Source organism: Rhizobium sp. BK512 (assembly GCF_014194915.1).
GTDB lineage: Bacteria > Pseudomonadota > Alphaproteobacteria > Rhizobiales > Rhizobiaceae > Rhizobium.
Window position 1 is genome coordinate 14,568 of the sequence record NZ_JACIAS010000009.1, and the last position, 25,395, is coordinate 39,962.

The following is a 25,395-nucleotide window of genomic DNA, read 5'->3' on the forward strand; positions in this document are numbered from 1 at the left end:
GCATCGTCGCTGGCGGACGCCAGTCAGGGTGATTGCCACCGTCAGCACACGGCTAAAGCACGTCCCGCACCCTATCCCATGCATTGAAGAGGTGCCGGCCTAGCACTTCCGACAGACGACTCTGATCGCGGGCTTCCAGCGCTTTTATCATTTCCTCATGCTCGCCGACGGCAGAAGCCCATTTTTCGGGGCCCTCATGGCCGATGAAACGAATGCGCTTCAGCCGGGTCTGCAGCATGATATGAATATCCGCCAGCGAGGCGTTTTGCGACAGCTTGACGATCGCCGAGTGGATATCCTGATTGAGCTTGTAATATCGTAGCCGATCGCCAGCCTTGTAACAATCGATCATCTCGTCATGGAGGGCGCGGACGCCGGCGATATCGTTGTCGCTGGCCACCTCGCAGGCGAGCTTGCCGGCAAGCTCTTCCAGGGAGCGGAGAACGGTCAGCATATCCTTCACATCCTTCGCGCTGAACCGCTTGACAACGGCGCCACGGCTCGGAACCAGCTCAACCAGGCCCTCGCTCGCCAGATATTTGATCGCTTCGCGCAGGGGCGTGCGGGAAACGCCGAGCTGCTCTCCGAGCTGACCCTCATGCAGGCGCGTGCCCGGCTCCAGATCACCCTCGATGATCATGTCGCGCAGACGGTTGACGAGCGTGTCGTGCAGCGCCGTGCGGGGGATCGGGCCGGATGCGGAACCGTCTGGCCGGCGTTGCAAAGCTGAAGTCTCGTCCATGTCTCTAAAACCTGTCCCTTCCCGGATCCGCGCTGAATCGGCGCAGTTGAAGAACCATGAGCCCTGGCCGGATTAGGGTCAACAAAAAATGCTGCATACAAAATACAAAAGACTTGATGCAGAATTTTGAATGGCCTATGACAGATTTCGAGATAGCAAGCGGAGGACTTTACCAATGAATCAGAGCGCCGACGACGTGCGCCCCGTAATCGCGTTGGCCATGGGGGACCCGGCCGGCATCAGCCCCGAACTGACGGCACGCCTTCTCGCCATGGACGACATTCGCGATGCAGCCCATCTCGTCGTCATTGGCGATCGCCGGATTCTCGACGAGGGTGCCGCTTGCGCTGGTCTGGAGCTTCGTCTGGCATCCGCGTCGCTTGAGAATTTCGAACGCTCCGGAACGGAGCGGCATGTGTTCATCGATCTCGGCCATCTCGACCCGGCCGATGTTCAGCGCGGCGAGGCAACGCTTGCCGGCGGTACCTTCGCCACCCGCAACTTCCGCACCGCCCTCGAACTTGCAAATGCAGGCCGCGCCGAAGCCGTTTGTTTCACGCCCTTCAACAAGCAGGCGATGCGCTACGCTTATCCGGGTTATGACGACGAAATCCGCTTTGTTGCCGATGTCATCAACTTCACCGGCAAGGTTCGTGAGTTCAACGTTCTGGAAAAAGTCTGGAACGCCCGCGTTTCCTCGCACATCCCGCTGAAGGACGTCGCGGCGCATCTCTCGGTTGACGGCATTCTCGCTGAAATCGAGCTGACCCGTCAGTGCCTGATCGCAGCCGGCCATACCAGCCCGCGTATCGCCGTCGCAGGCCTCAACCCGCATGCCGGCGACGGCGGTAGTTTCGGCATGGAAGAAATCGATATCATCGAGCCGGCCGTGCAGTTCGCTCGCCAGCGTGGTTGGGAAGTCGAGGGCCCGTTCCCGGCCGACACCGTTTTCCTGCGTGCGCTCAAGGAAGGTTATCACGCCGTCCTCACCATGTATCACGACCAAGGCCAGATCGCGATGAAACTCATGGGCTTCGACAAGGGCGTCACCATGATGGGCGGCCTGCCCTTCGCGCTCTGCACCCCTGCCCATGGCACTGCCTATGACATCGCCGGCAAGGGCATCGCCGATGCCGGCGCAAGCCGCGAAGCCGTGCTGCTTGCAGCTCGCATGGCGAAGAGGAGTGCGGCTCAGGCTGCAGCCTGAATTCTATCGATTTCTGTCGCTGCCGGCGTGGTTGAGGGCCGCGCCGTTCATTCAAAACGGAGGAGTGAAAATGAAAAGCCCACTATCCATCGCGTGCATCATGGCGGCCGCTTTCGGCATTGCCGCCCCGGCCATGGCTTTCGAGCCGAACCGTCCCGTCGAATTTGTTGTCACAGCTGGCCCAGGCGGCGGCACGGACATCTTTGCCCGCACCATCCAAGCGATCATCGGCAAGTATGAGCTGATGAAGGCTCCGGTCGTTGTCACGAACAAGGGCAGCGCCGGCGGCGCCGAAGGGTTCGTCTATACTGCCGGTTACAATGGCGATGCCTATAAGCTCGCATTTGGAACCAACAATGCCTACCTGCTGCCGATCCGCGCGAAGGTCCCCTACAAGTCTGAAAACCTGGTCCCGGTCGCCTCACTCGCTGCCGACGAATTCATCCTCTGGGTAAACGGCAAGTCCGAATTCAAAACGGCCGCCGATTTCGTCGCAAAGGCCAAGGAAACGGCCGACATGAAAGTTGGCGGTAGCCAGTCCAAGGACGTCGACCAGATCCTCACCTCGATGATCAACGACGCAACCGGCACCAAGCTCGGCTACATCCCCTTCAAGAGCGGCGGCGAGGCAGCCGTCCAGCTCGCCGGCGAACACATTGCCGCCAACGTCAACAACCCGAGTGAAAACCTCGGCCAGTGGCAGGCCGGCATGGTCAAGCCGCTCTGCGTCTTCAAGGCTGAAAAGCTAAAGAGCGACGCCAAGGTTGCCGGTGACAAGGGGTGGAGCGATATCGCCACCTGCAAGGACAGCGGTATCGCAATCGACAATTACTCCATGCCCCGCACCGTCTGGCTGCCCGAAGGCGTCGATCAGGACGTCATCGATTTCTACGCCGGCGTGCTGAAGAAGGTTTCCGAGACACCGGAGTGGGCAAAATACCTCGCCGACTCCTCCCAGTCCGCAAACTTCATGAGCGGAACCCAGTTGACGGACTTCATCAAGAAGGACGAGGCTTCGGTTTCGCAAGTTCTGAAGCGCGAAGGCTGGCTGGCAAACTGAACCTCCTCCCAAGGTTCTGCGGGCGCCATGACGGCGCCCGCTTCCCCATCGGAAAGGGTTGAACGATGAGCGAGAGCAGCAACACGGGCGTGACCCGCTTCTCCATGGAAATTGCCGTCGCGCTTCTGACTGGCGCCTTCGGCGTCGCCGTCTGCGTCGGCTCGCGCGAAGCCGGCATGGGCTGGACGGAAATGGGGCCGGATGCGGGTTACTTCCCGTTCTACATCGGCCTCCTGATCATTCTCGGCAGCGTCGCCAATCTGGTGAGTGCTTTCCTCAAGCATCGCGGCACGGGCACCATCTTCGTGGAGACGGCCCGCTTCAAGGCTGTTCTTAGCTTTCTTCTTCCGCTTGTCGCCTTCGCGGCGATCTCCACGTTTCTTGGCCTCTATATCGGCACAGCGCTCTACATAGCCGGCGCCATGACGCTGCAGGGCAAATACAAATGGTGGATCGGCCTACCGACTGGCGTTGCAGTCTCGGCTCTCTTCTTCGTCATCTTCGAAATCGGCTTCAAGGTCCCGCTCCTGAAAGGTCCGGTCGAAGCGTGGTTCGGGATTTACTGATCCCGCCGGCTTCAAGTCTTTAGGAGGAAAGACATGGAAAACATTGGTCTCCTGATGGACGGCTTCGGCCACATCCTCAGCTTCAATCACATTCTTCTGATGATGCTCGGCGTTACGCTCGGAATTCTCGTCGGCGTGCTGCCCGGTTTGGGCGCTCCGAATGGCGTTTCGCTGCTTCTGCCCCTCACCTTTTCAATGGACCCCATCTCGGCGATCATCCTTCTTTCGTGCATGTATTGGGGAGCGCTTTTCGGCGGCTCGACCACGTCGATCCTCTTCAATATCCCGGGCGAGCCGTCGTCCGTCGCGACGACCTTCGACGGGTATCCGATGGCCAAATCCGGCCAGGCGAGCCGTGCGCTAACGCTTGCCTTCGTTTCCGCCGGCATCGGCGCTCTGGCTGGCGTGGTGATGATTACTCTGCTCTCCGGCTGGGTTGCGAATTTCGCGCTGCGCTTTTCCTCGCCCGAATATTTCGCAGTCTATTTCCTGGCTTTCTCAAGCTTTATTTCCATGGGCGCTCAGTCGCCCTTCAAGACCCTCGTCTCCATGATGATCGGCTTTGCACTGGCATCCGTCGGCATGGACACTATTTCGGGAAACCTGCGGCTCACCTTCGACATCCCCGAGTTGATCAAGGGCGTTTCCTTCCTGATCGCGGTCATGGGTCTTTTCGGCATCGGCGAGCTGTTGCTGACGACGGAAGAGGGCTTGCGTTTCGACGGCATCAAGGCACGTGTCAGACTTTCCGAGATCGGCCGGACGCTGATTGAAATGCCCCGATACTGGTTCACTATCCTGCGCTCGACAATCATCGGCATCTGGATGGGCATCACGCCTGCCGGCCCGACCGCCGCATCGTTCATGAGCTATGGCGTGGCCAGCCGCTCGGCACGCGACAAGTCGAGGTTCGGGAAGGGCGACCCGCGTGGTATCGTCGCTCCGGAAACCGCAGACCATTCCGCCGGAACCTCGGCACTGCTGCCGATGCTGGCGCTCGGTGTACCCGGTTCGGCCACAGCTGCGGTCATGATGGGCGGTCTGATGATTTGGGGCCTGACCCCCGGACCGACGCTGTTTACCGATCGGCCGGATTTCGTCTGGGGTCTGATCGCATCCATGTATCTCGGCAACATCGTTGCCGTCATCCTGGTGATCGCCACTGTCCCGCTCTACGCATCGATCCTGCGTGTTCCCTTCTCCATCATCGGCCCGATCATTGTCGCCGTCATCTTCTCTGGTGCCTATCAGGTCGCCAATAACATCATCGATGTGTGGCTGGTCATCGGCTTCGGCATTCTTGGATATGTTTTCAAGAAGCTGGACTATCCGCTCGCTCCTCTGGTGCTAGCGATGGTTCTTGGCGACAAAGCCGAAGACGCCTTCCGCCAGTCAATGCTGATGTCCAACGGCAACCTCTCGATCTTCTGGTCGAACGGGCTGGTGACCAGTCTGATGTTGCTCGGTCTGGCGCTGCTTCTATCGCCAGCAATCATGTGGCTGGTGGCGAGCGCTCGCCCTCGATCGGCCGCGATTGCTCACTCCGGGACTGACGACCACGATCGGAAGACAGCGGCGTGACGCCGCTCTCTAAGCCAAGCCTTCCCACCCACATCTTGCGAGGATGCATCATGACCACCAAGCCTCAACGGTGGACGAGAGACAATTGGCCGATAGCTGCCGCGATGATTCAGTACCCCAACCTGCTCGATGACGGACGTTCCGTCCAAGACCAATCCGTGGAGGAGTGGGCCAACACGGTATCGGATGTTGTCGATGCCGGTTTTACCGAGCTTGATCCAACCGACAGTTGGCTGAGGCTTGCCGATCTGACGCCCGCCCGGCTTGAGAGCTTCATGAGCCTCGTTGCCTCGCTTGGCCTGACCATTCCTGCGATTTCTACGTCTCGGCGTAGTGTCATCGACGCGCGGCATGGAGATTATCACCTGACATACAGCCACCGTGTCATTGACGCGGCCAAGGCAATTGGCGCCGGCTCGGTTTCGTTTGGCTTCTTCGAGCCATTGACCGATGCACAAATGAAAGCACTTTGGTTCTGGACCGTTGAAGGCCACAAGAACCCCGACGACGCGGCGGTTTGGACGAAGGCCGTGCGACGCATTCGAGAGCTTGGCCGCCATGCCGAAGATCTCGGCATCGAGATTTCACTGGAGATGTACGAGGACACTTACCTTGGCACCGCCGAAAGCGCCGTTCGTTTTGTCGAAGAGGTGGGTTTGCCGAACGTCGGCATCAATGCCGATCTCGGTAATCTCATCCGCCTGCATCGGCCGATGCAGCACTGGCAGGAGATGATGACGAAGGTCGCGCCTTACGCCAAATACTGGCACGTCAAGAATTACACGCGCACGGAAGATCCTGCTTCGGGCGTCATCGTGACCCACCCGGCGCCGCTCGAATCCGGCATTATCAATTATCGGGCTGCCATCCGCATTGCGCTGGCCCATGGCTTTTCGAGCCCGTTTCTTTGTGAACATTACGGCGGCGACGGGCTTTCCGTCTGCGCTTCGAACCGAGACTATCTGAGGCGCATCTTGCCTCGCGATGAAGGACAAAAGCCATGACCACGACTTTCGACGCTCCGGAGGAATTTGCAAGCACGGCCCTCAAAGGCTTTGCCGCCATCTACAGTCGCTATGTCCGGCATGTGAAGGGAGGCGTCGTGCGCGCAACGAAGGTACCGAAGGGCAAGGTTTCCGTGGTGATCGGCGGCGGGTCCGGCCATTATCCGGCCTTTGCCGGTTACGTCGGCCCGGGCCTTGCGGATGCCGCTGTCGCCGGTGACGTCTTCGCTTCACCATCGACCGCAGCGGTCGCCCGTGTCTGCCGTCTGGCGGATCAGGGTGGTGGTATCCTGCTTGGCTTTGGCAACTATGCTGGCGACGTCCTGAACTTCGGCGTGGCCGCCGAGCGCCTTCGCGCCGAAGGTATCGACGTGCGCATCGTTCCTGTAACGGATGACGTGGCAAGTGCACCGGCCGAGACAGCAGCAAAACGGCGCGGCATTGCCGGCGACCTGATGGTCTTCAAGATCGCCGGGGCTGCTGCCGAAGCCGGCCTCGACCTCGATGAAGTCGAGCGCCTGACCCGCCATGCCAATGAGCGCACAGTCTCCTTCGGCGTCGCCTTCAAGGGCTGCACGCTGCCGGGAGCATCCAGTCCACTCTTTACCGTGCCGAAGGGCCAGATGGCGCTCGGCCTCGGCATCCATGGCGAACCCGGCATCAGCGAGGAAGACATCGCTTCGGCGACCGACCTTGCCGCCCTGCTCGTGGACAAGCTGCTTCCCGAACGCCCGGCGGGAACAAAGCGTGCAGGCGTCGTGCTTAACGGTCTGGGTGCAACGAAATACGAAGAGCTTTTTGTGCTTTGGACGGCGGTCGCCGCACGGCTTGAGGCTGCCGGCCTCGAATCCGTTCTGCCGGAGGCCGGCGAATTCGTCACCAGCCTCGACATGCAGGGTTGCTCGCTGACGCTGCTCTGGCTAGACGATGAGCTGGAGCCGCTCTGGACGGCTGCCTGCGATACGCCGGTGCTGCGCCGCGGCGCGACCTTCACGACCGAACCTGCCATGGACGCGCTCGACGACGAAAACACACTCGCGAACTTTGCCGAAGCCAGCGACGTCTCCAGGGCCGACGGCAAATGCGTAGCCGGCGTGATCGAGAAGATCGCACTTACACTGAAGGACGCGGAAGAAGAACTCGGTCGCATCGACGCCGTTGCCGGTGACGGTGACCATGGTCAGGGCATGCGCCGCGGCTCGGCCGCGGCTCTCGATGCCGCCAGGGGAGCCGTTGCGGTTGGCGCGGGCGCAGCCAGCGTTCTGGCCGTTGCAGGCGACGCCTGGGCCGATCGTGCCGGCGGCACCTCCGGCGCCATCTGGGGTTTGCTGCTGCGCGCGTGGAGCAATGCCTTTAGCGATACGGCTGCAATCGAAAAGCATGCGGTCGTCAGCGGCGCCCGTCTGGCGCTAGACGGCGTGACCCGTCTTGGCCGCGCTCGCCCGGGGGACAAAACCCTCGTTGACGCACTCGTGCCCTTCGTCGAAACGCTGGAGAAGGAAGCTGCTGCCGGCAAGTCGCTGTTCGAGGCATGGTCTGCTGCGGCAGATGCGGCAAAGGCTGCCGCCGATGCGACTGCAAGGTTGGCTCCAAAACTCGGTCGCGCCCGGCCGCTTGCCGAAAAGAGCATCGGTCATCCTGATGCTGGTGCAGTCTCTTTGGCGCTGGTGTCGCGGGTAGCCGGGACATACATCGCAAATAGGAAAGGTTAGGCCCGAGCACCGACGATTTGACCTTGCGCTCCAACCGCAGGTTAAGGTCGTTTCGGCCCGCCGAAAGCGGCTGACGACAGAAGCGGAATTTGCACGCGAATTCCCGTTGATGGCGCTTGTGAAGCTACGCATGGAGGTGACGGCCCTGGCGCAGGGCGATCTGGAGATCGACGTGACCGGTGTCGAACGCCGTGACGAAATTGGTAAAATGGCCGGCTCCGTCGAGGTCTTCCAGCAGGCTGCTATCCGCAATAAGGCACTTGAGGAGCAAGCTACGGAGGCACGTGTCTCCGCCGAGCGCGAGCGCATCGAGTTGCAGCGGCGCACCGAGGCCGAAGCGGAAGAACGCCTCATGCAGGCTACAGGTTCGCTCGCCGCAGGCCTGCGCCGACTCGCTGCCGGCGACCTCGTCTGTGAAATCGATACGGCTCTCGCGCCGCAGTTCGAGGCGCTCCGCCACGACTTCAACACTTCGGTCAGCCAGCTTCGCGGCGCCATGCAGGGCGTCGGTCAGGCTGCGTCACTGGTCAGCAGCGGGAGCTTCGAGATCTCGCAAGCGTCCGACAACCTCTCCAAGCGGACCGAGCAGCAAGCCGCTTCGCTCGAGGAAACTGCCGCTGCACTGGAAGAGGTCACCGCCAACGTGCGATCGACCTCTCAGCGTGCCGGCGACGCCCGCGATCTCGTGCGCGGTGCCCGCTCTCGCGCAGAAAATTCAAGCCAGGTCGTCAACAATGCGGTTACCGCGATGGGCAAGATCGAGCACTCGTCCAGGCAGATCAGCCAGATCATCGGCGTCATTGACGAGATCGCTTTCCAGACCAATCTGCTGGCCCTGAATGCCGGCGTGGAAGCTGCCCGTGCCGGTGAAGCCGGCAAGGGCTTCGCCGCCGTCGCGCAGGAAGTGCGCGAGCTGGCGCAGCGCTCCGCCAATGCCGCAAAGGAGATTAAAAGCCTGATCGGTAATTCCGAGGTCGCGGTGAGCGAGGGTGTACGCCTGGTCAACGACACCGGCGAAGGCCTTACTGCGATTGCTGAACTTGTACAGCAGATCAACCAGCACATGGACGCTGTCGCCACCGCCGCCCAAGAACAATCCATGGGGCTGTCGGAGATTAACAGCGCGGTCAACCATATGGACCTGGCGACGCAGCAAAATCGATGACATTGGCGCCGGTCAAAGTGCGAATGCCCGTCATGACCGCTCTTTGAGATCGATCAACGACGACGAACCGCGAACAATTTAAGTTAAAGGTTGAAGGGATTGGCTGACACAGCGCATTCACCGTCGTGAATTTCGTTGTTCTTTCGAGGGAGATTGAAATGCAAATGGATAATATAGCCCGCATGCCAGCTCAAAGGGTTTACAAAATTACCGAGCTCGCCCGCACACTGCACATTCGCGATGAACAGGAACGAAAGCTGAAGACACTGTTTGGCGATTTCGTTACGAGGCAGGAATTCCTCGCAAATGTCGAGCTGCCACCGCGATTTCGGTGACTTCCCGTCGACGCCGATGCGGCTGGTGCCCGCGCAGTGGCCTGACGTTGCCCGTCGCGAGCAGACAGAACCTGCCTAACTTCCTGTTAGCTGGCACTTCCCGTCCGCTCCCCTTTAATCGCGCCTACCTAGTGGCCTGCTCGGTCCTTCGCATTTTACCGTCGCCATCGAACGTGCCAAAACGCTCGCCACGAAAGGCCCGGATGATGCCGCTCGCCTTTTGCCGAAATTGATGGTGATCAAAACGGCAGGCAGCGGCTGTTAAAGCTCCTGCGATTAGCTCGAATCCCGCTGCGCATGAAGGCGCTCGAAACCGGATCAGGTATCGTCACTTCCGAATAGCGCTATTCAAGGCTTCAGGACCGCTGCACCGCTCAGGCGGCTGGCGCGTAAATCGTCGAGCGCCGCATTGGCTTCCATAAGCGGATAGGTTTTCGTGTGGGTTAGGACACCAGCCTGATAGGCAACGGGAAAGAACTCCTCGGCGTCTCTCCTGGTCAGGTTGGCGACAGAGACCACGCTTCGCTCGCCCCAGATCAGGGCATAAGGCATTGCGGGCAGGTCGCTCATGTGGATGCCCCCACAAACGACCCGGCCTCCCTTCCGCACCGCCTTCAATGCCGTCGGCACGAGTTCGCCGACGGGTGCAAAGATGATCGCCGAATCGAGCGGGACGGGCGGCCGCTCATCCGAACCTCCTGCCCAGACAGCGCCGAGTTCTAGCGCGAAGCGTTCCGCTGCCTCATCCCCCGGGCGCGAAAACGCATAGACCTCGCGGCCCTGCCAGCGGCAGATCTGCGTGATGATATGCGCGGCTGCACCGAACCCGTAGAGCCCTATCTTCCTGCCGTCGCCTTCTTCAGCGAACGCCAACCGATGAGGCCGGCGCAGAAGAGCGGAGCAAGGGCAACGGGATCGGCCGCGCTGTCGAGCACAAAGGCATAATCGGCATCCGCAACGACATGAGTGGCAAAGCCCCCGTCGCGCGTGTAGCCGGTAAACTGCGGCTCATCGCAGAGGTTTTCCTCCCCGCTCCTGCAGAAGGAGCAGCAACCGCATGTGTGACCGAGCCAGGGCACGCCGACTCTTTGCCCAATGCGCGACGGCGCAATCCCCTCCCCGACCGCCTCGACGATACCGACGATCTCACGCCCGGGAACAAGCGGAAGCTTCGGGTTCGGAAGATCGCCATCGCAGACGTGAAGGTCCGTCCTGCACACCGCGCAAGCCTCCACCTTCAACATCAACTGCCCCGCCGCCGGCACCGGATCAGGCCGCACCATTGCACGCAGGGGCATCCCGATCGCTTCCAGGACCATTGCCTTCATGCGCCGCTCCTCATCGTCACGAGCCATAATCCTGAAATCAGGGCAAACGGTCATTGACGGGTGTCAAAGACAGGTCATGCCCACGTTTCTCGCAAGGAAATTTGATCCGGCGCAGTGAGCCGCTTAGAGCACTTCGGCGTCCGGAACACAGCCCCACCTTCTCACCGCGAAACCCGCTCGAGCTCATGGTGGCAGTGCGTTTCGCCCTTGTCCTTGCTGGCGTGACAATCCTGACGCGGGTGACCTTGGTCGTGTTCGGCACCAACTCGCTGCCGACCCTTGCCATCATAACTGGCCTGGGCGATCTCGACGCGATAACGCATTCCGTTGCAAAACTCGCGTCAATCAAGCTTCTGCGGACGCGGCCGCCCATGCCATAGCGGTCGCGGCGTTCGCTAATCTTCTTGCGAAAGCGGTGCTTGCAGCTAGCACCGGTAGTTTTCGCCTTTGCAGTCCGACTGGCTATCGCAACGACCGTCGCCGCTCTTGCCGGAATGGCCGGCTTTCTTTTGGCATGAGCGCGAGCGCGGACCTTGCGGCCGGTTTCTCTCGCAACGCGCAATTGACGCATATCAAAGCCGATCCGACAATCTGGTGCATCCTGACGCTGGCTGACCGAGCGAAGCCTCTCATCAATATTCAAGCGGAGAAAGAAATGATTGTCCCAAATGATACTGTCGTTGCTGTCGTCGACGGCGAGAAGCTCCGGCTTTTTCGTAACAAGGGACACGAGCCGCACCTCAATTTGATCGCACTTGAAGAGCCCGCGCTCGACCCAGCAAATGCAGGCTCCGGCACTCATCATCGCAGCAGTCTGGCCAATCCAGACAGCCGGCGATTGTCGGAAGATGATTTTGTCGCGGCCGCCGCCTCCTATCTCAACGGAGAGGTCCTTCAAGGCCGCGTCAGGCGACTCGTCGTCATCGCCGACCCTCGTTCACTCGGGGAACTGCGTCGCCATTTCCATCCCGCTCTGATCGAGCGGCTGCTTGCTGAGATCGACAGCGACCTGGCCGGGCAATCTGTTAACGAGATTCAGGCGGCATTGGCTCTCCCTTGAGAACCCACATCCGGGCCGATGATCGAACGTTCAATCAAGATGTTGGCCTCCCAAGAACATCGCGATCATGATCAATGGGCAAGGGGAACGAGTTCCGGCACTTCAATTACTGCTCTCGAAGCTGAAGTCGAAGAACCCGGGGCCGCAAAGGATCCGGGCGTTTGCGAGGCTAAGTGGGCGGCCCAATCTGTTCAAGTACCATCGCTGTCATGTTTCCCTCCACTCCCGGGGCCAGCCTCCCCGCGCAACTTGATTTCGATCAATAATAAACTTATGGTTGTCAAAGCTTGACGCCGCCGGCCCGATGGCCTCACTGGACATTGACCCCACGACCCCATCCAAACGAGACGGACACGCGCGAAAAAAAAGACCACCGCCACCACAATTCCTCCGGTGGAGGAAACATCTGCCGACTTAGTTCTCGATCGTTGAAGGTGTGGGCCAATGTCGAAACCCGGACATGACATAAGTCAAGGATGGACACCGGAACCACCGATAGAAGGGTCTGCATGGACAAGACCCGCAATATTCGACCGGAGGCCCAGTCTTGATAAGGCGACAGCTTGGTATTTTGATTTCGGCCGCAACCCTTCTCGGCTCCAGCCCGCCTCTCCTGGCCCAAGATGGCGCCGCGGCTCTTGCCAGCCGCTTCGAAGCCTTGTGGAACAAGGTAACCGGGCAGCGCCTGCCGGCGAATATTTCTATGTCCAACGGCCGCATCGAGGCCCAGCAGATCCTGATTTCGGCAAAGCTTGCCGGCCGTCTTGCCGAGGTCATGGTCAATGAGGGCGACGTCATCGATGCCGGTACTCCTATTGCCAGGCTCGATACCGCCGATCTCGATGCCCAGCTTGCAGGTGCCAGGGCGCAGGTGCGCCGCAGCGAGACGAGCCAGGTCGAAGCCGCCGCCTCGATCGCACAACGCGAGAGCGAGCTGACGCTTGCCCGCCAGGAGCTACAGCGCGCGCAGTCGATGAGCGATACGGGTAGCGGCACCAAGCAGCAGTTCGAATTGCGGCGCAGCCAGCTCAATGTCGCGGAAGCCGCCGAGCGGGCGGCATTGGCGAGCCGCGACGAGGCGGAAGCTGCGACCGAGGCTGCGAGAGCCGAGGTCGTGCGAATTCAATCGCTGCTCGATGATGCCGTGCTGAAGGCGCCACGCCGTGGCCGCGTTGAATACAAACTGGCGCAAACCGGAGAGGTTGTCGCGGCCGGCGCACCGGTGGCGACGCTGCTCGACCTGTCGGACGTTTCCATGACGATCTTCCTGCCGGCAAGTGCTGCTGGCCGCCTGGCGATCGGCGACGAAGCCCGGATCATCCTCGATCCCGCGCCGCAATATGTCGTACCGGCAACCGTTTCCTTTGTCGCCTCGGAAGCGCAGTTCACGCCAAAGACAGTCGAGACGCAGGATGAGCGCGAGAAGCTGGTTTTCCGGGTGAAGCTCAGGATCGCGCCGGACCTGCTCAAAGGGTATGAATCGCGCATTAAGACGGGCGTGAGGGGGATTGGCTATGTGCGCACCGATCCCGCGGCGGGTTGGCCGTCCGAGCTGCAAGTGAAGCTGCCGCAATGAATGAACCTGCCGTTCGCCTTGCCGGGGTGACACATCATTACGGTCACCAGGTCGCGCTCGATGACGTCGATCTCGCCGTTCCCGCCGGCTGCATAGTCGGATTGATCGGGCCTGACGGTGTCGGCAAGTCGACCTTGCTCGGCCTTGCCGCGGGCATCACCCGCATCCAGAAGGGACAGATCGAGGTGCTTGGCGGCGACATGGCCGGCGCACGCCATCGCCGCGCCGTCTGCGCCCGCATCGCTTTCATGCCGCAGGGCCTTGGGCGCAATCTCTATCCGACGCTCAGCGTTGCCGAAAACCTCGATTTCTTCGGTCGTCTCTTCGGACAGGGTGGCCAGCAGCGCCGGCAGCGCATGGACGAGCTGTTGCGCATGACCGGGCTTCTGCCCTTTCGTGATCGCCCGGCCGGCAAGCTCTCGGGTGGCATGAAGCAGAAGCTCGGTATCTGCGCCTCACTGCTGCACGATCCCGAGCTCCTCATCCTCGACGAGCCGACGACCGGTATCGACCCGCTCTCGCGCCGCCAGTTCTGGGAGCTCATCGACCGCATCCGCGAGCGGCGGCCGCAGATTAGCGTCATCGTCGCCACTGCCTATATGGAGGAGGCCGAGCGCTTTGACTGGCTCGCCGCATTGCATGCAGGCAAGCTGATTGCCACCGGCAGTCCCGCCGAAATCATGCGGCATGCGGGTCAAAAGACGCTTGAGGCTGCCTTCACGGCGCTGATGCCGAATGCGGACAAGGCGGGCCTCGGCCCGCTGGCAGTCACTCCGCGCGTGATTGTCGACGGACCGCCGGCGATCGAGGCGGAAGGGCTGACCTGCCGCTTCGGCGATTTCGTTGCTGTCGATCATGTCAGTTTTCGAATTCGGAAAGGCGAAATCTTCGGTTTCCTCGGCTCCAACGGCAGCGGCAAGAGCACGACGATGAAGATGCTGACCGGGCTGCTGCCGGCAAGCGAGGGCACGGCGAGGCTTTTCGGCCAGTCGCTGAAGGCCGGCGATATCGAAACCCGCAAGCGCGTCGGCTACATGTCGCAGGCTTTTTCGCTCTATGGCGAGCTGACGGTGCGACAGAACCTGATGCTGCACGCTCGCCTCTTCGCTTTGCCTTCCAACAAGATCGAGCCGCGCGTGGCCGAGATGCTCGCCGAATACGATCTTGCCGACGTCGCCGACCAGCGCTCGGAGGATCTGCCGCTCGGCATGCGCCAGCGCCTGCAGCTTGCCGCAGCCGTCATCCACAAACCGGAGATTCTCATCCTCGACGAGCCCACGTCCGGCGTCGACCCGGTGGCCCGCGATGCCTTCTGGCGTTCGCTGATCACGCTGTCGCGGGGCGATGGCGTGACCATTTTCCTGTCGACGCATTTCATGAACGAGGCCGAGCGTTGCGACCGCATCTCGCTGATGCATGCCGGCAAGGTGCTGGCGATCGGCAGCCCTGCGGAACTCTGCGCCGAGCGCGGCAAGGCGACATTGGAGGAAACCTTCATCGAGGTGCTGACCGAAGCTGGAATGGGCGAGGGCGCCGATGCCGGCGTCGAGGATACGGTGCCAGAGACTGCCCGGCCCATTCGGCGCTTCGATCCCGGCCGGCTCTGGGCCTATGCGCGACGGGAGACGCTGGAGATCCTGCGCGACCGGGCGCGGCTCGTCTTTGCACTGCTCGGGCCGGCCCTGCTGATGTTGACATTCGGATATGGCATTTCCTTCGATGTCGAGCATCTGCCTTTCGCTGTCTTCGACCAGGATCAGTCGGCGGAAAGCCGGCAGCTGGTGGAGAGCCTGCAGGGCTTGCGTTACTTCCAGGAGCGCTCGCCGATCACATCGTCGCGGGAACTGCAGGACCGATTGCAGAATGGTGAGTTGATGGTGGCAATCGAGATTCCGCCCGATTTCGGCCGCGACCTGTTGCGGCAGGAGACACCGGAAGTCTCCATATGGCTTGACGGGGCCATGCCATTCCGTGCCGAGACGGCGCGGGGCTATGTCACCGGTCTCGTCTCCTCCTATCTTGCCGATGCTTCTGCGCAGCGGACAGGCCGTTTCGTTTCACCCTATCCCGTCGATATCGAGAGCCGCTTTCGCTACAATCAGGATTTCAAAAGCGCCAATGCGATCGTTCCGAGCGTCATCATGCTGATGCTTGTCCTGATCCCTTCGATCATGACGGCGCTCGGCATCGTCAAGGAGAAGGAGACGGGCTCGATCGCCAACTTCCAGGCGACACCGGTAAGCCGCATCGAATTCCTGCTCGGCAAGCAGCTTCCCTATGTGGTGATAGCCTTCGTCAGTTTTCTGATGCTGGTGATGATGATGCGCTTTGTCTTTGGCGTGCCCGTCAAGGGCTCCATCGGCCTGCTCACAGCCGGCTCGATCCTCTATATCCTGTCGACCACGGCTTTCGGCCTTTTCGTGTCGAGTTTCGTGCGCAGCCAGGTGGCGGCGATCTTTGCGACGGCGATCGTTGCCGTCATTCCGGCGGTTAATTTTTCCGGACTGATGGTGCCGGTCTCATCGCTCTCGGGCGGCGGACGGTTCATCGGGCTGCTCTTCCCGTCGGCCTGGTATCAGCCTTTGAGCGTCGGCATCATCACCAAGGGGCTCGGTCTTGCCGAGCTCTGGCCCAACCTGATTGCCCTTGCGGGTTTCGGGGTTGTCTTTGTCGGCGCTGCACTTGTTGCGCTCAGGAAGCGGAGCGCCTGACATGTGGGGCAAGCTCAACCGGATCTTCCGTCTCGGCATCAAGGAACTCTACAGCCTGAAGGCCGACCCAGTGATGATGGTCCTCATCATCTATACTTTCACGATTGCCGTTTATACCGTCTCGACCGGTGCCAAGCTGGAGGTCGAAAATGCCTCGGTCGCTGTCGTCGACGAGGACCGCTCGATGCTCTCGGCACGACTGCGGGATGCGATGCTGAAGCCCTTCTTCAAGGAGCCTGTGCTGATCGGCGCGGATGAGGTGGATGCGGCGATGAATGCCGGCCGTTTCGTCTTCGTCCTGGAGATCCCCCCGAAATTCGAGGAGGATGCGATCGCCGGCCGCCAACCATCGCTGCAGCTCGATATCGATGCGACGGCTATGTCCCAGGCCGGCAATGGCGCCTCCTATGTCCAGAACATCATCCTGCAGGAAGTGCAAACGGCGCTGCCGAACAGGGGGCGCGCGCCGCCGATCAACCTCGTCGTCAGCGCGCGCTTCAATCCCAATCTTCAGTCGACCTGGTTCACGGCGGTCATGCAGGTCATCAACAATGTGACGATGCTCTCGGTCATCCTGACCGGTGCGGCGCTGATCCGCGAGCGGGAGCACGGCACGATCGAACATCTCCTCGTCATGCCGGTCACCCCGGCGGAAATCATGATATCGAAGGTCTGGGCGAACGGGCTCGTCATCGTCCTGGCCGCGGTGCTGTCGCTGACGGTGGTGGTCGAGCGGCTGCTTTCGGTGCCGATCGCCGGTTCGATCGGCCTCTTCGTCTTCTGCGCGCTGCTCTACCAGTTCTCCGTCACCTCGCTCGGCATCCTGATCGCGACGGCCTCGAGTTCGATGGCGCAGTTCGGCCTGATTTCGATGCCGATCCTGATCACGATGAATCTGCTCTCCGGCAGCACGACCTCGATGGATAGCATGCCGCTCTGGCTGCAATACGCGATGGTCATTTCGCCCACGCCGCATTTCGTTTCGTTGTCGCAGGCCATCCTCTATCGCGGTGCAGATTGGGAGGCGATCTGGCGACAGGCTGTCGCTCTCGGCGTGATCGGCGCGCTTTTCTTCACGATAGCCCTTGTCCGCTTCCGCCGGGCACTGGCGGATGCCCGGTAAGTCTTCCTTCGCGGACAAGAGATCGCCGGCTGAGACGGATTTGATGCCAACTTGCTTTACGTCAATGTTCTGGCGGCCCAGCACGTCATCATTCCTGACGAAGTTCAACTGAAGCAAACCTGGAGCGCGTCTCGATCTCTCAAATCGAGCGGAAGCAAATCAACATTGGGATCGACTCGCTCGGAAAAATCGCCGGCGTCCTCGATTGCAAGGTTTACGAACTCCTTGCCGAGCCTACTGAAGGAGAACAGCCTCCTGAAAATCTGCGCCCTGTTCGTCGGGGCTAGCACCGTCCACCGGACAGCTTGGCCCCCTTGAAAGGAGTCGAACCCTAGACCCCTCGCCTGCGGTTGGCTAAACATGTGCAACACAATTCATTGCAGACGCCGGCGTAACTTGGTTTTGCTGGCTAACGGAATGACGCCCATCTAAAGGAATCGACCGAACGGCACCACCAAGTTGCTGAGAAATCAGTGCGGAAACGGACAGGAAGGTGCCGCGGATAACGCTGGCTTATGGTCGCACACCGCTTTCAAAAGCGAGATTGTCGTCGCCTGAGCAGTTTTCGAAATATCCGCATATCCTTCGCTATGCTGAAGCTTCCCCATGACTGTGCTAGCGAGGCCTGCATCCATTCTCTCGGCGACTGCCAATGCAGCGGCAGCCCTGGTCTTGAATGGCAAGAGAGCTTCGAGAACGTATCCATCGCCGAGTGCCTTGGCAATGCACGCGATATCGAACATGTCACGTGGTTGAAGAGAGGATCCTCGATAGTGAACCTTCTTCGCGATGATTTCGCCCGGGGTCTCAAGGTCAACTTCGGTTCCACGTACTGCGATAAGGGATGTGGGATCGTTGGTCAGACTTGGAGCGCAAATGAAGTCGATTTCACCGATACCCGCGAACACGATTTTCAAAGCATGCGTCCCGTCCGAAACATATTCATCAGGGTTCACCTGTAGGGTATAGCCCTGTGTTTTCGGGTTCAGATATGGGAGGACCTGCGGATCATCGATGAAAATGTCGATATCGAAGCTTTCACGATGGTTTATCTGGAGCATAAGGGCGGTGCCACCTCCGAAAGTCCAGCTATCGAGGAGCTTAAAAGAAGAGTTCGCCTGATTTATAATTGACACAGCCTGATCGAAAAGGCTTTCCCAATGGCTCATCAGGACAGCCCTCAGGCGGCCAGGGCGAGGGGATATCCAGCCAGCTGCGAGAATTTCTGGGCAATTTCGAATGCGGTACCGTGATCAATCTCCATCTCATCGAGAAACTGGTGCTGGAGCTCGGCTTTCACTTCGGAATAGAATGAAAATGCGGAAGCATCAAAGTTCTTAACGCTCGCAAAATCCGAAATCTTCGAAGCGAGTTGCTCAGCCGATAGGTTCGTCCCGTAAGGGGCGTTCACCGTCGACAGTACCTTAATCGCAACGCTAGACATCGTTATCACCACCGTTTTTCAATAAGTTATATAATACATAGCCGCCGAAAACGCAATAAACACAGCAGACGCAGGCATGCAACGGGCGATTGATCCGGCTTATTCCAGTTCTTCTGACAAGAGCAGACGAAGCAGTGGCTTTTTTCTTCCCGGTGCATGTCAATCACACCGGGAATAGGCATTTTGCGGCTCAGAGGCCTGCACGTGCCAGACCATGCTCGACGAGCCTGTCGACCTCGGGCTATTCAGTCGTTCCGTTCACGTTCTGTCCGGCAACTGTTGCGCAAGCCGTTCGCCTTGAAGGGAAACGAACCGTCGACACGGTGATCTTTTCCTCACTCTTCCCTCAACTCTGCAGCAAGACCGTTCGTTTTAGGGGAGGCTAATTATCAGCAAGCGCAGGGGATACGATTAAAAGGATCGAAATAGTTCGCTAGATCATCGGTTTGAGGGGCTGGCACGTTTGTTCATCGGCAAACTCAAGTAGCTCATTGTGCATTCGGCCAGCCCGGATCTTACAACTATTTACCCTTATTTATCCCGGGGCCGAAGGCTGCCGGTGGTAGTCCTTTTCTCCAGAGGCGCAGATTTCCTGCACCCGTTTGAAGAGGAAAAGGTCATGAAAAAACATCTCGCTAGCGCCATTGCACTACTGGTCGCCGCCGCTCCGTTTGCCGCCGAAGCCCGTTGCCTCCCACAAACCGCGATCACCGCCTCCGTCAGGGCAATTCCCGTCATTCACTACAAGAGCACGTCGATCGACGGCGTGAACGTCTTCTACCGCGAGGCCGGCCCCAGGGACGCACCGGTCATCCTGCTCCTGCACGGCTTTCCGACCTCGTCGCACATGTTCCGCAACCTCATACCGCTGCTTGCGGACCGCTACCGCGTGATCGCGCCCGACTATCCCGGCTATGGTCAGAGCGACGCGCCCGACCATACCAGGTTCCAGTACACATTCGCGCATCTGACTGATATCGTCGAGAAACTGACCGACAAGGTCGGCGCCCACCGGTACAGCATGTATGTTATGGACTACGGCGCGCCGATTGGATACCGGCTCGCGCTCAAGCATCCCGAGCGGGTCGAATCCCTGATCGTGCAGAACGGAAATGCTTATACCGAGGGCCTGGCCGCCTTCTGGGATCCGATCAAGGCCTACTGGGCCGAAAAGACACCGCAACGCCGGGAAGCACTCGCCGGCCTGGTGACGCTCGAAACTACGAAGTTCCAATACACCGATGGAATGGGCGATATCGCGCGGATCAGCCCAGACAACTGGGACGTCGATCAGGCCCTGCTCGATCGGCCGGGCAACAAGGATATTCAGCTCGATCTCCTGGGCGACTACGGCAGCAATGTTCCGCTCTACCCGGAGTTCCAGGCCTTCTTCCGCGAGCGCAAGCCGCCCACGCTGATAGTCTGGGGCAAGAACGACAAGATCTTCCCGGAATCGGGCGCGCATCCCTATCTCCGCGATCTCCCCGACGCCGAAATGCATATTCTCGACAGCGGACATTTCGCCCTCGAGGACAAGCTCGACGTCATGGCGCCGCTGATCCACGACTTCCTCGACCGCAAGGTTTGCAAGTGATGCGTCCCGCAGGGCCGGCGGCCCTGCGGTCTTTCTCCCTCGACAACACCTTAAAAGGAAGAGACATGCCCCATGTCGTTTCGGGCGCCCGGGCAGTCGGCGCGCCGTCCCTCTCGATCGTCTCGTGCACGGCGCCTTCGTCGACGGCTCCGGCTGGCAACAGGTCCATGGCGAGCTTGCCGGCTTCGGTTTCGAAGTCCTCGTCGCTCCGCGCCTGCTGGGCCGACAGCGGCGAACCGCGATGCGATGCTGCCCTTCCTGTCGCTGGAGGGCACGCGCTTCCAATATCTCGCTGGCACGAGGGACGAGGCCTGCATCGATCCCGCCGCATGGCTGTACGATCAGCTCTTCCTCGACCGCCCGGGCGGCAAGGAAATCCAGCTGGACATCATCTACGACTCACGCACCAACGTCGCGCTCTATCCCGCCTTTCTCGCCTATTTCCGCGCGCATCAGCCGGCGGCGTTGATCCTATGGACGAGAATGATCCGATCTTCCTGTTAAAAGGCGCTCACGCCTTCCTTCGCGACCTGCCCGGCGCCGAACCTCATTTCTTCGACACCGGACATTTCGCCCTCGAAGACAAGGCGCACGAGATGATCCCCCGTCATGCGCGACTTCCTCGCGCGAACCCTTTTGCCCGCTAACCGGAACTCAGAGATAGACAGCGACTATGTATAACAGCAAATCCAAGTCGAGCGTGCTTGCGACGGGCGGCGGCATGAGCCTCATCGATCCCTCCGACGTGCTGATTCTGCTTCTCGATCACCAGTCGGGCCTGTTCCAGACGGTCAGGGACATATCGGTCTCCGATCTGCGCCGGAATGTGGAGATGATCGCCAGGCTTGCCACGCTTTTGGATATCCCGGTCGTCACGACCGCCTCGGAACCTGCCGGCCCCAACGGCTCGCTGATGCCGGAGATCCATGAATATGCGCCACACGCGGTTTATGTGCCGCGCAATGGCGAGGTAAACGCCTGGGACAATGACGATTTCGTCGCCACTGTCTGCGCGACCGGCCGCAAGACGCTCGTCATGGCGGGCGTCTGGACCAGCGTCTGCGTCATGTTTCCGGCGCTCGACGCCCGCGCCGCCGGCTATGACGTCTACGCCGTACTCGATGCCTCGGGGGACCCGAGCGAAATGGCCTCGCGCATTTCGCTCGCCCGCTTCGTCCAGGGCGGCGTCAAACCCACATCTGCCAACGCCCTTCTGTCCGAGCTTCATCGCAGCTGGGCGCGGCCCGAGGCGGCCGAACTCGCAAAACTCTACGGGCTTGCCGCGCCAAACTATGCGGCGGTCGCCGAAAGTTATGCCGGTGCCCGGCAGGCAGCCAGCGAGGCAAGCCAGGCGCAGAGCCATCCGGTGCCTGCGATATGATAGATGCGCTTAGTTCGGCAACCGGAGATCAGGCGAGGCCCGCCATGAGACGCTCCGTCCGCCGGACCGCGGCGCCCGCACCCGTGGCGCGGGCGCACTTCAGAGACTTCTCGAAACAGCGTGTCGCCCTATCCGGTCGTCCGTTGCGGGCTTCGATCATTCCCGCGACGCGCCACAGATCCGGATGCCACCAGCGCTCCTCGCGAATCCCGATTTCGGTCAGCACGGCGCGCATGCTGTCTTCCGCAAGGCGCATCTCGCCCGCGCCAATATAGGCTTCCGCCAAAAGGCTGCGGTAGAAAGGCACACGATTGCGCCAGCCGCCCCGGAGCAATCCGGCAATGCTGTCCTGCATCCCGGTGAAGCCGGCTGCGTCGCCTCGAGCCGCCTGAATAGCGCCGGCGAAGAACAGGGCGGTGCCCTCGTAGATGCCGACATTCTCGCGTCGTGCGACGTCATCCAGCTGCCGCTGAAGCCGGGACGCGGTTTCGAGCTCGCCCTCCACGAAGGCGATCGGAAGCGCCGCAAGCGAGATCGCATTGCCGAGCGATATCATGTGATCAAGATCCGCGGCCCGATCGATGGCATGGCCGGCCAGACGGGCGGCGCGATCAGGCTCTCCCTGCAACCACGACAGAAGCGCCTGCGACAGGCGAATTCCGGTAGGCAGATCGACCTGGAATCGTGACAATCCGTGCCCGTCCTCCAGATCGCCCCATTCGTCCATCAGTGCCTTAAGATGGGTCGATGCCGAATCCAGTTCGCCGGCATAGATCTCGATATGGGCGAGCAGCCGCTTGCCGTCGGGCGCGCTCGACCAGTTGAGCCCCTTTTCCGCGGCGAAATCCCGCATGCGGCGCAAAGCCGTGCGCGGCCGGCCGGAATAGGCGAAGAAGACCGCCTGTCCGCAGACTGAGCGCATTTCAAGTTCGGCATTGCGCGATTTGCTCGCATGAAAGCGGCTCTCGCGCCAGGCTTTGTCGGTTTGCGGATGCATGTGGCGGGCAAGCGTCATCGCCCAGGCCCGCGCCGTGAACAGCTTCGCCCGTCCCAGCGGCGGAAGCTTCAGGAGCGCCGCGCTGTTTTTTCCTGCAAGGTCGATGGCTGCCAGCATTTCCCGGAACGCCGAAAGCTCCTGCCATAGCGGCAGTGCGGCCACGACCAGCTCGATGCCCAGTTCGGCGTCGCCGGCGGGATCGAAGGCCCAGTCGATGGCAGCCCGGACATCGTCGATCGTCCGGCGATATTTCCGCAGCCATTCGCGAGACGTCTGCGAAGACCATTCCCGTTCGGCGATCTGCAGCTTGTCCCGCAGCCGGATCGCAACCTGTCGCCTCGCCTGCTGCCGATGGCCTGAGCCGAAAAGACGCTGCGCCGCATAGGCGCCGGTGCTTTCGGCCAGCCTGTAATGCACTGTCCCGCCGTCATAGTCCGTCGAGACGAGCGATTTCGCCACGAGCTGGGACAGCGCATCGCGTCCCGTCACGGGGTCGAGTGCGCCGGCGGAATAGAGGGCCTCCGCGTCGTCGGCAGTGAACCGGCCCGAAAACACCGAAAGCAGGCCGAGCAGGACGGCCTCGCGGTCGGGAAGAAGCCGGTAGCTCCAGTCGAGCGCGGCTTCGAGCGTCTGGTGGCGCAAAGGCGCGTCCCGTTCTCCCCGGCTCATCGAACCGAACCCGTCCCTGAAGAGATCGTCGGGCGCGGCAGGCGCAAGCGCACGGACCGTGCCGGCGGCAAGCTCGATGGCGAGCGCCAAGCCCTCCAGCCTTGCGCAGATCGAGACGACACTGCGGACAAAGTCCTCCGTCGGTTCGGCCGTGCCGCAGCCTTGAGACCTGGAGATGAAGAGCTGGACAGCCGGAAACTGCAATGCCTCGCTCGCCGGAAGCGCGATCGTCGGGTCCGGATGGGCGAGACCGGAGAGGAAATGGATCTGCTCGTGCCGCGTGCGCAAGGGTTCGCGGCTGGTTGCGAGGATAAAGGCGGCGGGAACCTCGGACGATATCCGCTCGACGACTGTCGCCGCCATAGCGATGACATGCTCGCAATTATCGATGATCAGCAGCGGTGTCTTCTCCCGGAGCACGGCGATCACGCCCCCGACCGGGTCGTCGAGCCCGAGCGAGATGCCGAGAGCGGAGGCGATCGCGGGGACGACGAAGCGCGGATCGCCGATCGTCGAGAGATCGATGAAGGCAATGGCGTCGTCTCCGGCGCGGTAATGCCGGGCCGCCGTGACCGCAAGCGAGGTTTTCCCGGCGCCGCCGGGCCCGACGATGGTGACATAACCGGCTTGATCGAGCTGGCCGCAGATCTGCCGGATCGCCTCATCGCGGCCGAGCAGCTTCGGCACGTCGTGCGGCGCTGCGTAGTGAAGACTTGCGGGGGAAGAAACGGGCCGCACCGGTGCCGGGAGATCGCTCTCCACCGCGCCGACGAACTTGTAGCCGCGGCCGGCTATCGTCGCGATATAGTCCGCGGCCGGATCGCAGTCGGTGAGCGAGCGCCGCAGGTTACCGACATTGACCTTCAGATTATGGTCGTGGACGATATAGCTGGGCCATACGTGGGCAAACAGGTCGGCCTTGCTGACCACTTCACCGGCCCGCTCTACCAGCAGGGTGAGGATATCGAAACCCCGCCCGCCGAGCGCAACCGGCCTTCCCTTGTGCAGGAGCGACTGGGCCTCCGGCAACAGCCGGAAATCGCCGAATAGATAGGCGTTCTGCTTCGCCAAGGCTTAGGACCCGCCCTCGTTCAACACTTTTTCCCCTTAGAGCCATGGAGGCTAGAGGTTACACCGCACGAGCCGGTTTGCAAGTCATGCAGGAGTTGCAGCATGCTGGTCGGGCGATGCGAGGTATCCCGCCCTGATTGGAATATCAAGCTGATTACCCATTAGGCCGAGAACCAGTGGATCTCGCTCACGAGTGGACTGTTGGGAAGCCCGAGCGCGACGAAGATCGATTTCGAGACGAAAAGACTCGTAACAAGGACGATCAGCATGTTTAGGATCAGCGCCAGATGGAAAGCGACGATCAGTGTCCTGCGGACACCATAGCGGCCCCTGGCAAGATTCCGAAACCAGTTCCTCTTCGTATGAACATGCCATCCAAGCAGAACGAACATAGCCGTCCCGAATAGCTCATGCGGCAGATTGTCGAGCCACCAGTAGCCGAGAGCGAGAAGGAGAAGCGCCGCCATCACGGCGGCGACTGCCAGTCGAAGCCCGAAACACCGCCGAGCTTGCACGACGACGCATTTGTTCACGATCCGAACGCCTGCGCTTCGGGCAGTGAACATGAACTGACTGTCTGACCAGAGCGATGGCACGAGTAGCACCGCGAGGTATTCTCATCGACCTTGATCGAGCGGTCGGGATGAAACCATTGGAACGCCCATTCGTCGGCATCCTCCCCCATCTTTTGAGAGACGAAGTAGCGGAACACGTTTCCTTCGCGGTAGTCCACCAGCACCATATGCGTGCCGACTGGAACCGGTGTACCGGCCTTAAGAGCGGCCAATGCCTCGCGACTGGTCATCATGTGTTCGGTGGAGACGCCGCGCTCGACGGTCGTGTAGTGCTCGAACTCTTCGACCGGAGGAAACGTAACGGCGTTCGAGGTCTCTTTTCCAAGAAGGATAAGTGTCGCGAGCAACAGGAAAAGGGCGGCGCCAGCCGATGCGATAGCGGCTTGAACCAGCTTCTTCACACGGAATCCTTTCAATGGCTCAGGCCTCCCCGGCAACGGGGTAGCTTCCTGAGCGTCACGGTAACAGTCCGCAGAGGCCGGGATTAGACAGAC

19 protein-coding genes and 3 pseudogenes are annotated in these 25,395 nt (G+C 60.8%); 15 read left to right on the plus strand and 7 right to left on the minus strand.

Annotated features, from left to right (window positions below; translation table 11 throughout):
• Positions 1–52 precede the first annotated feature (52 nt).
• Positions 53–742, minus strand: a complete 690-nt coding sequence (locus tag FHX06_RS27575; protein ID WP_183881509.1) for a GntR family transcriptional regulator — start codon at positions 740–742, stop codon at positions 53–55.
• 175 nt (positions 743–917) lie between these two features.
• Here FHX06_RS27575 and FHX06_RS27580 point away from each other — a divergent pair, with 175 nt between their 5' ends.
• The 7 genes and pseudogenes from FHX06_RS27580 to FHX06_RS27610 form a co-directional block, all read left to right on the plus strand.
• Positions 918–1,949: a 4-hydroxythreonine-4-phosphate dehydrogenase PdxA gene (locus FHX06_RS27580; protein ID WP_183881511.1), complete on the plus strand. Its 1,032-nt coding sequence runs from the start codon at positions 918–920 to the stop codon at positions 1,947–1,949.
• Positions 1,950–2,019: 70 nt separating this feature from the next.
• Entirely contained in the window at positions 2,020–3,009 is a 990-nt protein-coding gene (locus FHX06_RS27585; RefSeq protein ID WP_183881513.1) for a tripartite tricarboxylate transporter substrate binding protein, read from the plus strand.
• Positions 3,010–3,074: 65 nt separating this feature from the next.
• A complete protein-coding gene (locus FHX06_RS27590; protein WP_183881515.1) occupies positions 3,075–3,575 on the plus strand; it encodes a tripartite tricarboxylate transporter TctB family protein in 501 nt (166 codons plus the stop codon).
• Between the two features lie 33 nt (positions 3,576–3,608).
• On the plus strand, positions 3,609–5,156 hold the full coding sequence (locus FHX06_RS27595) for a tripartite tricarboxylate transporter permease (RefSeq protein WP_246715651.1): 1,548 nt from the start codon (positions 3,609–3,611) through the stop codon (positions 5,154–5,156).
• 50 nt (positions 5,157–5,206) lie between these two features.
• Positions 5,207–6,160 (plus strand): sugar phosphate isomerase/epimerase family protein, encoded by a 954-nt coding sequence (locus tag FHX06_RS27600; protein WP_183881517.1) that lies wholly within the window; start codon positions 5,207–5,209, stop codon positions 6,158–6,160.
• Entirely contained in the window at positions 6,157–7,872 is a 1,716-nt protein-coding gene (locus FHX06_RS27605; protein WP_183881519.1) for a dihydroxyacetone kinase family protein, read from the plus strand. The genes FHX06_RS27600 and FHX06_RS27605 overlap by 4 nt, the downstream gene beginning before the upstream one ends.
• Positions 7,873–7,996: 124 nt before the next feature.
• A pseudogene (locus FHX06_RS27610) lies at positions 7,997–9,031 on the plus strand (methyl-accepting chemotaxis protein); the annotation flags it as partial.
• A gap of 689 nt (positions 9,032–9,720) precedes the next feature.
• Here the strand turns inward: FHX06_RS27610 and FHX06_RS27615 are convergent.
• Positions 9,721–10,700: pseudogene (locus FHX06_RS27615) on the minus strand (zinc-dependent alcohol dehydrogenase family protein).
• A gap of 131 nt (positions 10,701–10,831) precedes the next feature.
• On the opposite strand from FHX06_RS27615, the pseudogene FHX06_RS27620 reads away from it, so the two are divergent.
• The 5 genes and pseudogenes from FHX06_RS27620 to FHX06_RS27640 form a co-directional block, all read left to right on the plus strand.
• Positions 10,832–11,218, plus strand: a pseudogene (locus FHX06_RS27620) (DUF4010 domain-containing protein); the annotation flags it as partial.
• Positions 11,215–11,760 (plus strand): host attachment family protein, encoded by a 546-nt coding sequence (locus tag FHX06_RS27625; protein WP_246715652.1) that lies wholly within the window; start codon positions 11,215–11,217, stop codon positions 11,758–11,760. The pseudogene FHX06_RS27620 and the gene FHX06_RS27625, both read left to right, overlap by 4 nt.
• 547 nt (positions 11,761–12,307) lie before the next feature.
• A complete protein-coding gene (locus tag FHX06_RS27630) occupies positions 12,308–13,336 on the plus strand; it encodes an HlyD family secretion protein (protein ID WP_183881521.1) in 1,029 nt (342 codons plus the stop codon).
• On the plus strand, positions 13,333–16,047 hold the full coding sequence (rbbA, locus tag FHX06_RS27635) for a ribosome-associated ATPase/putative transporter RbbA (RefSeq protein WP_183881523.1): 2,715 nt from the start codon (positions 13,333–13,335) through the stop codon (positions 16,045–16,047). The genes FHX06_RS27630 and rbbA overlap by 4 nt, the downstream gene beginning before the upstream one ends.
• Before the next feature lies 1 nt (position 16,048).
• The gene (locus FHX06_RS27640; protein WP_183881525.1) at positions 16,049–17,170 is read left to right on the plus strand and encodes an ABC transporter permease; all 1,122 of its coding nucleotides are present in this window, start codon (positions 16,049–16,051) and stop codon (positions 17,168–17,170) included.
• A 470-nt stretch (positions 17,171–17,640) separates the two neighbouring features.
• Here the strand turns inward: FHX06_RS27640 and FHX06_RS27645 are convergent, their stop codons facing one another.
• Together FHX06_RS27645 and FHX06_RS27650 are read right to left on the minus strand one after the other, a co-directional pair.
• Positions 17,641–18,339 (minus strand): nucleotidyl transferase AbiEii/AbiGii toxin family protein, encoded by a 699-nt coding sequence (locus FHX06_RS27645; RefSeq protein ID WP_183881527.1) that lies wholly within the window; start codon positions 18,337–18,339, stop codon positions 17,641–17,643.
• 11 nt (positions 18,340–18,350) lie between these two features.
• Positions 18,351–18,614 carry a hypothetical protein gene (locus tag FHX06_RS27650; protein WP_029616580.1) on the minus strand — a complete coding sequence of 88 codons (264 nt, stop codon included), beginning with the start codon at positions 18,612–18,614 and terminating at the stop codon, positions 18,351–18,353.
• A gap of 619 nt (positions 18,615–19,233) precedes the next feature.
• On the opposite strand from FHX06_RS27650, the gene FHX06_RS27655 reads away from it, so the two are divergent.
• From FHX06_RS27655 to FHX06_RS27665, 3 genes are all read left to right on the plus strand, one after another.
• Positions 19,234–20,208: an alpha/beta fold hydrolase gene (locus tag FHX06_RS27655; protein ID WP_183881529.1), complete on the plus strand. Its 975-nt coding sequence runs from the start codon at positions 19,234–19,236 to the stop codon at positions 20,206–20,208.
• A gap of 246 nt (positions 20,209–20,454) precedes the next feature.
• Positions 20,455–20,712: a hypothetical protein gene (locus FHX06_RS35695; RefSeq protein ID WP_246715653.1), complete on the plus strand. Its 258-nt coding sequence runs from the start codon at positions 20,455–20,457 to the stop codon at positions 20,710–20,712.
• Positions 20,713–20,881: 169 nt separating this feature from the next.
• On the plus strand, positions 20,882–21,589 hold the full coding sequence (locus tag FHX06_RS27665; RefSeq protein WP_183881531.1) for an isochorismatase family protein: 708 nt from the start codon (positions 20,882–20,884) through the stop codon (positions 21,587–21,589).
• Between the two features lie 28 nt (positions 21,590–21,617).
• On the opposite strand, the gene FHX06_RS27670 is transcribed toward FHX06_RS27665, so the two are convergent.
• From FHX06_RS27670 to FHX06_RS27680, 3 genes are all read right to left on the minus strand, one after another.
• Positions 21,618–24,326 (minus strand): ATP-binding protein, encoded by a 2,709-nt coding sequence (locus FHX06_RS27670; RefSeq protein ID WP_183881533.1) that lies wholly within the window; start codon positions 24,324–24,326, stop codon positions 21,618–21,620.
• Between the two features lie 161 nt (positions 24,327–24,487).
• Positions 24,488–24,859, minus strand: coding sequence for a hypothetical protein (locus FHX06_RS27675; protein WP_183881535.1), 372 nt, complete (start codon positions 24,857–24,859; stop codon positions 24,488–24,490).
• The gene (locus tag FHX06_RS27680) at positions 24,856–25,302 is read right to left on the minus strand and encodes a hypothetical protein (RefSeq protein WP_312866596.1); all 447 of its coding nucleotides are present in this window, start codon (positions 25,300–25,302) and stop codon (positions 24,856–24,858) included. Before FHX06_RS27680 ends, FHX06_RS27675 begins: the two co-directional genes overlap by 4 nt.
• Between the last annotated feature and the right edge of the window lie 93 nt (positions 25,303–25,395).

Excerpts from the sequence above, each read along its gene's own strand:
- FHX06_RS27575 (WP_183881509.1), bottom strand. The coding sequence starts at position 742 with ATGGACGAGACTTCAGCTTTGCAACGCCGGCCAGACGGTTCCGCATCC.
- FHX06_RS27580 (WP_183881511.1), top strand. The coding sequence starts at position 918 with ATGAATCAGAGCGCCGACGACGTGCGCCCCGTAATCGCGTTGGCCATG.
- FHX06_RS27585 (WP_183881513.1), top strand. The coding sequence starts at position 2,020 with ATGAAAAGCCCACTATCCATCGCGTGCATCATGGCGGCCGCTTTCGGC.
- FHX06_RS27590 (WP_183881515.1), top strand. The coding sequence starts at position 3,075 with ATGAGCGAGAGCAGCAACACGGGCGTGACCCGCTTCTCCATGGAAATT.
- FHX06_RS27595 (WP_246715651.1), top strand. The coding sequence starts at position 3,609 with ATGGAAAACATTGGTCTCCTGATGGACGGCTTCGGCCACATCCTCAGC.
- FHX06_RS27600 (WP_183881517.1), top strand. The coding sequence starts at position 5,207 with ATGACCACCAAGCCTCAACGGTGGACGAGAGACAATTGGCCGATAGCT.
- FHX06_RS27605 (WP_183881519.1), top strand. The coding sequence starts at position 6,157 with ATGACCACGACTTTCGACGCTCCGGAGGAATTTGCAAGCACGGCCCTC.
- FHX06_RS27625 (WP_246715652.1), top strand. The coding sequence starts at position 11,215 with ATGAGCGCGAGCGCGGACCTTGCGGCCGGTTTCTCTCGCAACGCGCAA.
- rbbA (WP_183881523.1), top strand. The coding sequence starts at position 13,333 with ATGAATGAACCTGCCGTTCGCCTTGCCGGGGTGACACATCATTACGGT.
- FHX06_RS27640 (WP_183881525.1), top strand. The coding sequence starts at position 16,049 with ATGTGGGGCAAGCTCAACCGGATCTTCCGTCTCGGCATCAAGGAACTC.
- FHX06_RS27645 (WP_183881527.1), bottom strand. The coding sequence starts at position 18,339 with ATGAGCCATTGGGAAAGCCTTTTCGATCAGGCTGTGTCAATTATAAAT.
- FHX06_RS27650 (WP_029616580.1), bottom strand. The coding sequence starts at position 18,614 with ATGTCTAGCGTTGCGATTAAGGTACTGTCGACGGTGAACGCCCCTTAC.
- FHX06_RS27655 (WP_183881529.1), top strand. The coding sequence starts at position 19,234 with ATGAAAAAACATCTCGCTAGCGCCATTGCACTACTGGTCGCCGCCGCT.
- FHX06_RS35695 (WP_246715653.1), top strand. The coding sequence starts at position 20,455 with ATGCTGCCCTTCCTGTCGCTGGAGGGCACGCGCTTCCAATATCTCGCT.
- FHX06_RS27665 (WP_183881531.1), top strand. The coding sequence starts at position 20,882 with ATGTATAACAGCAAATCCAAGTCGAGCGTGCTTGCGACGGGCGGCGGC.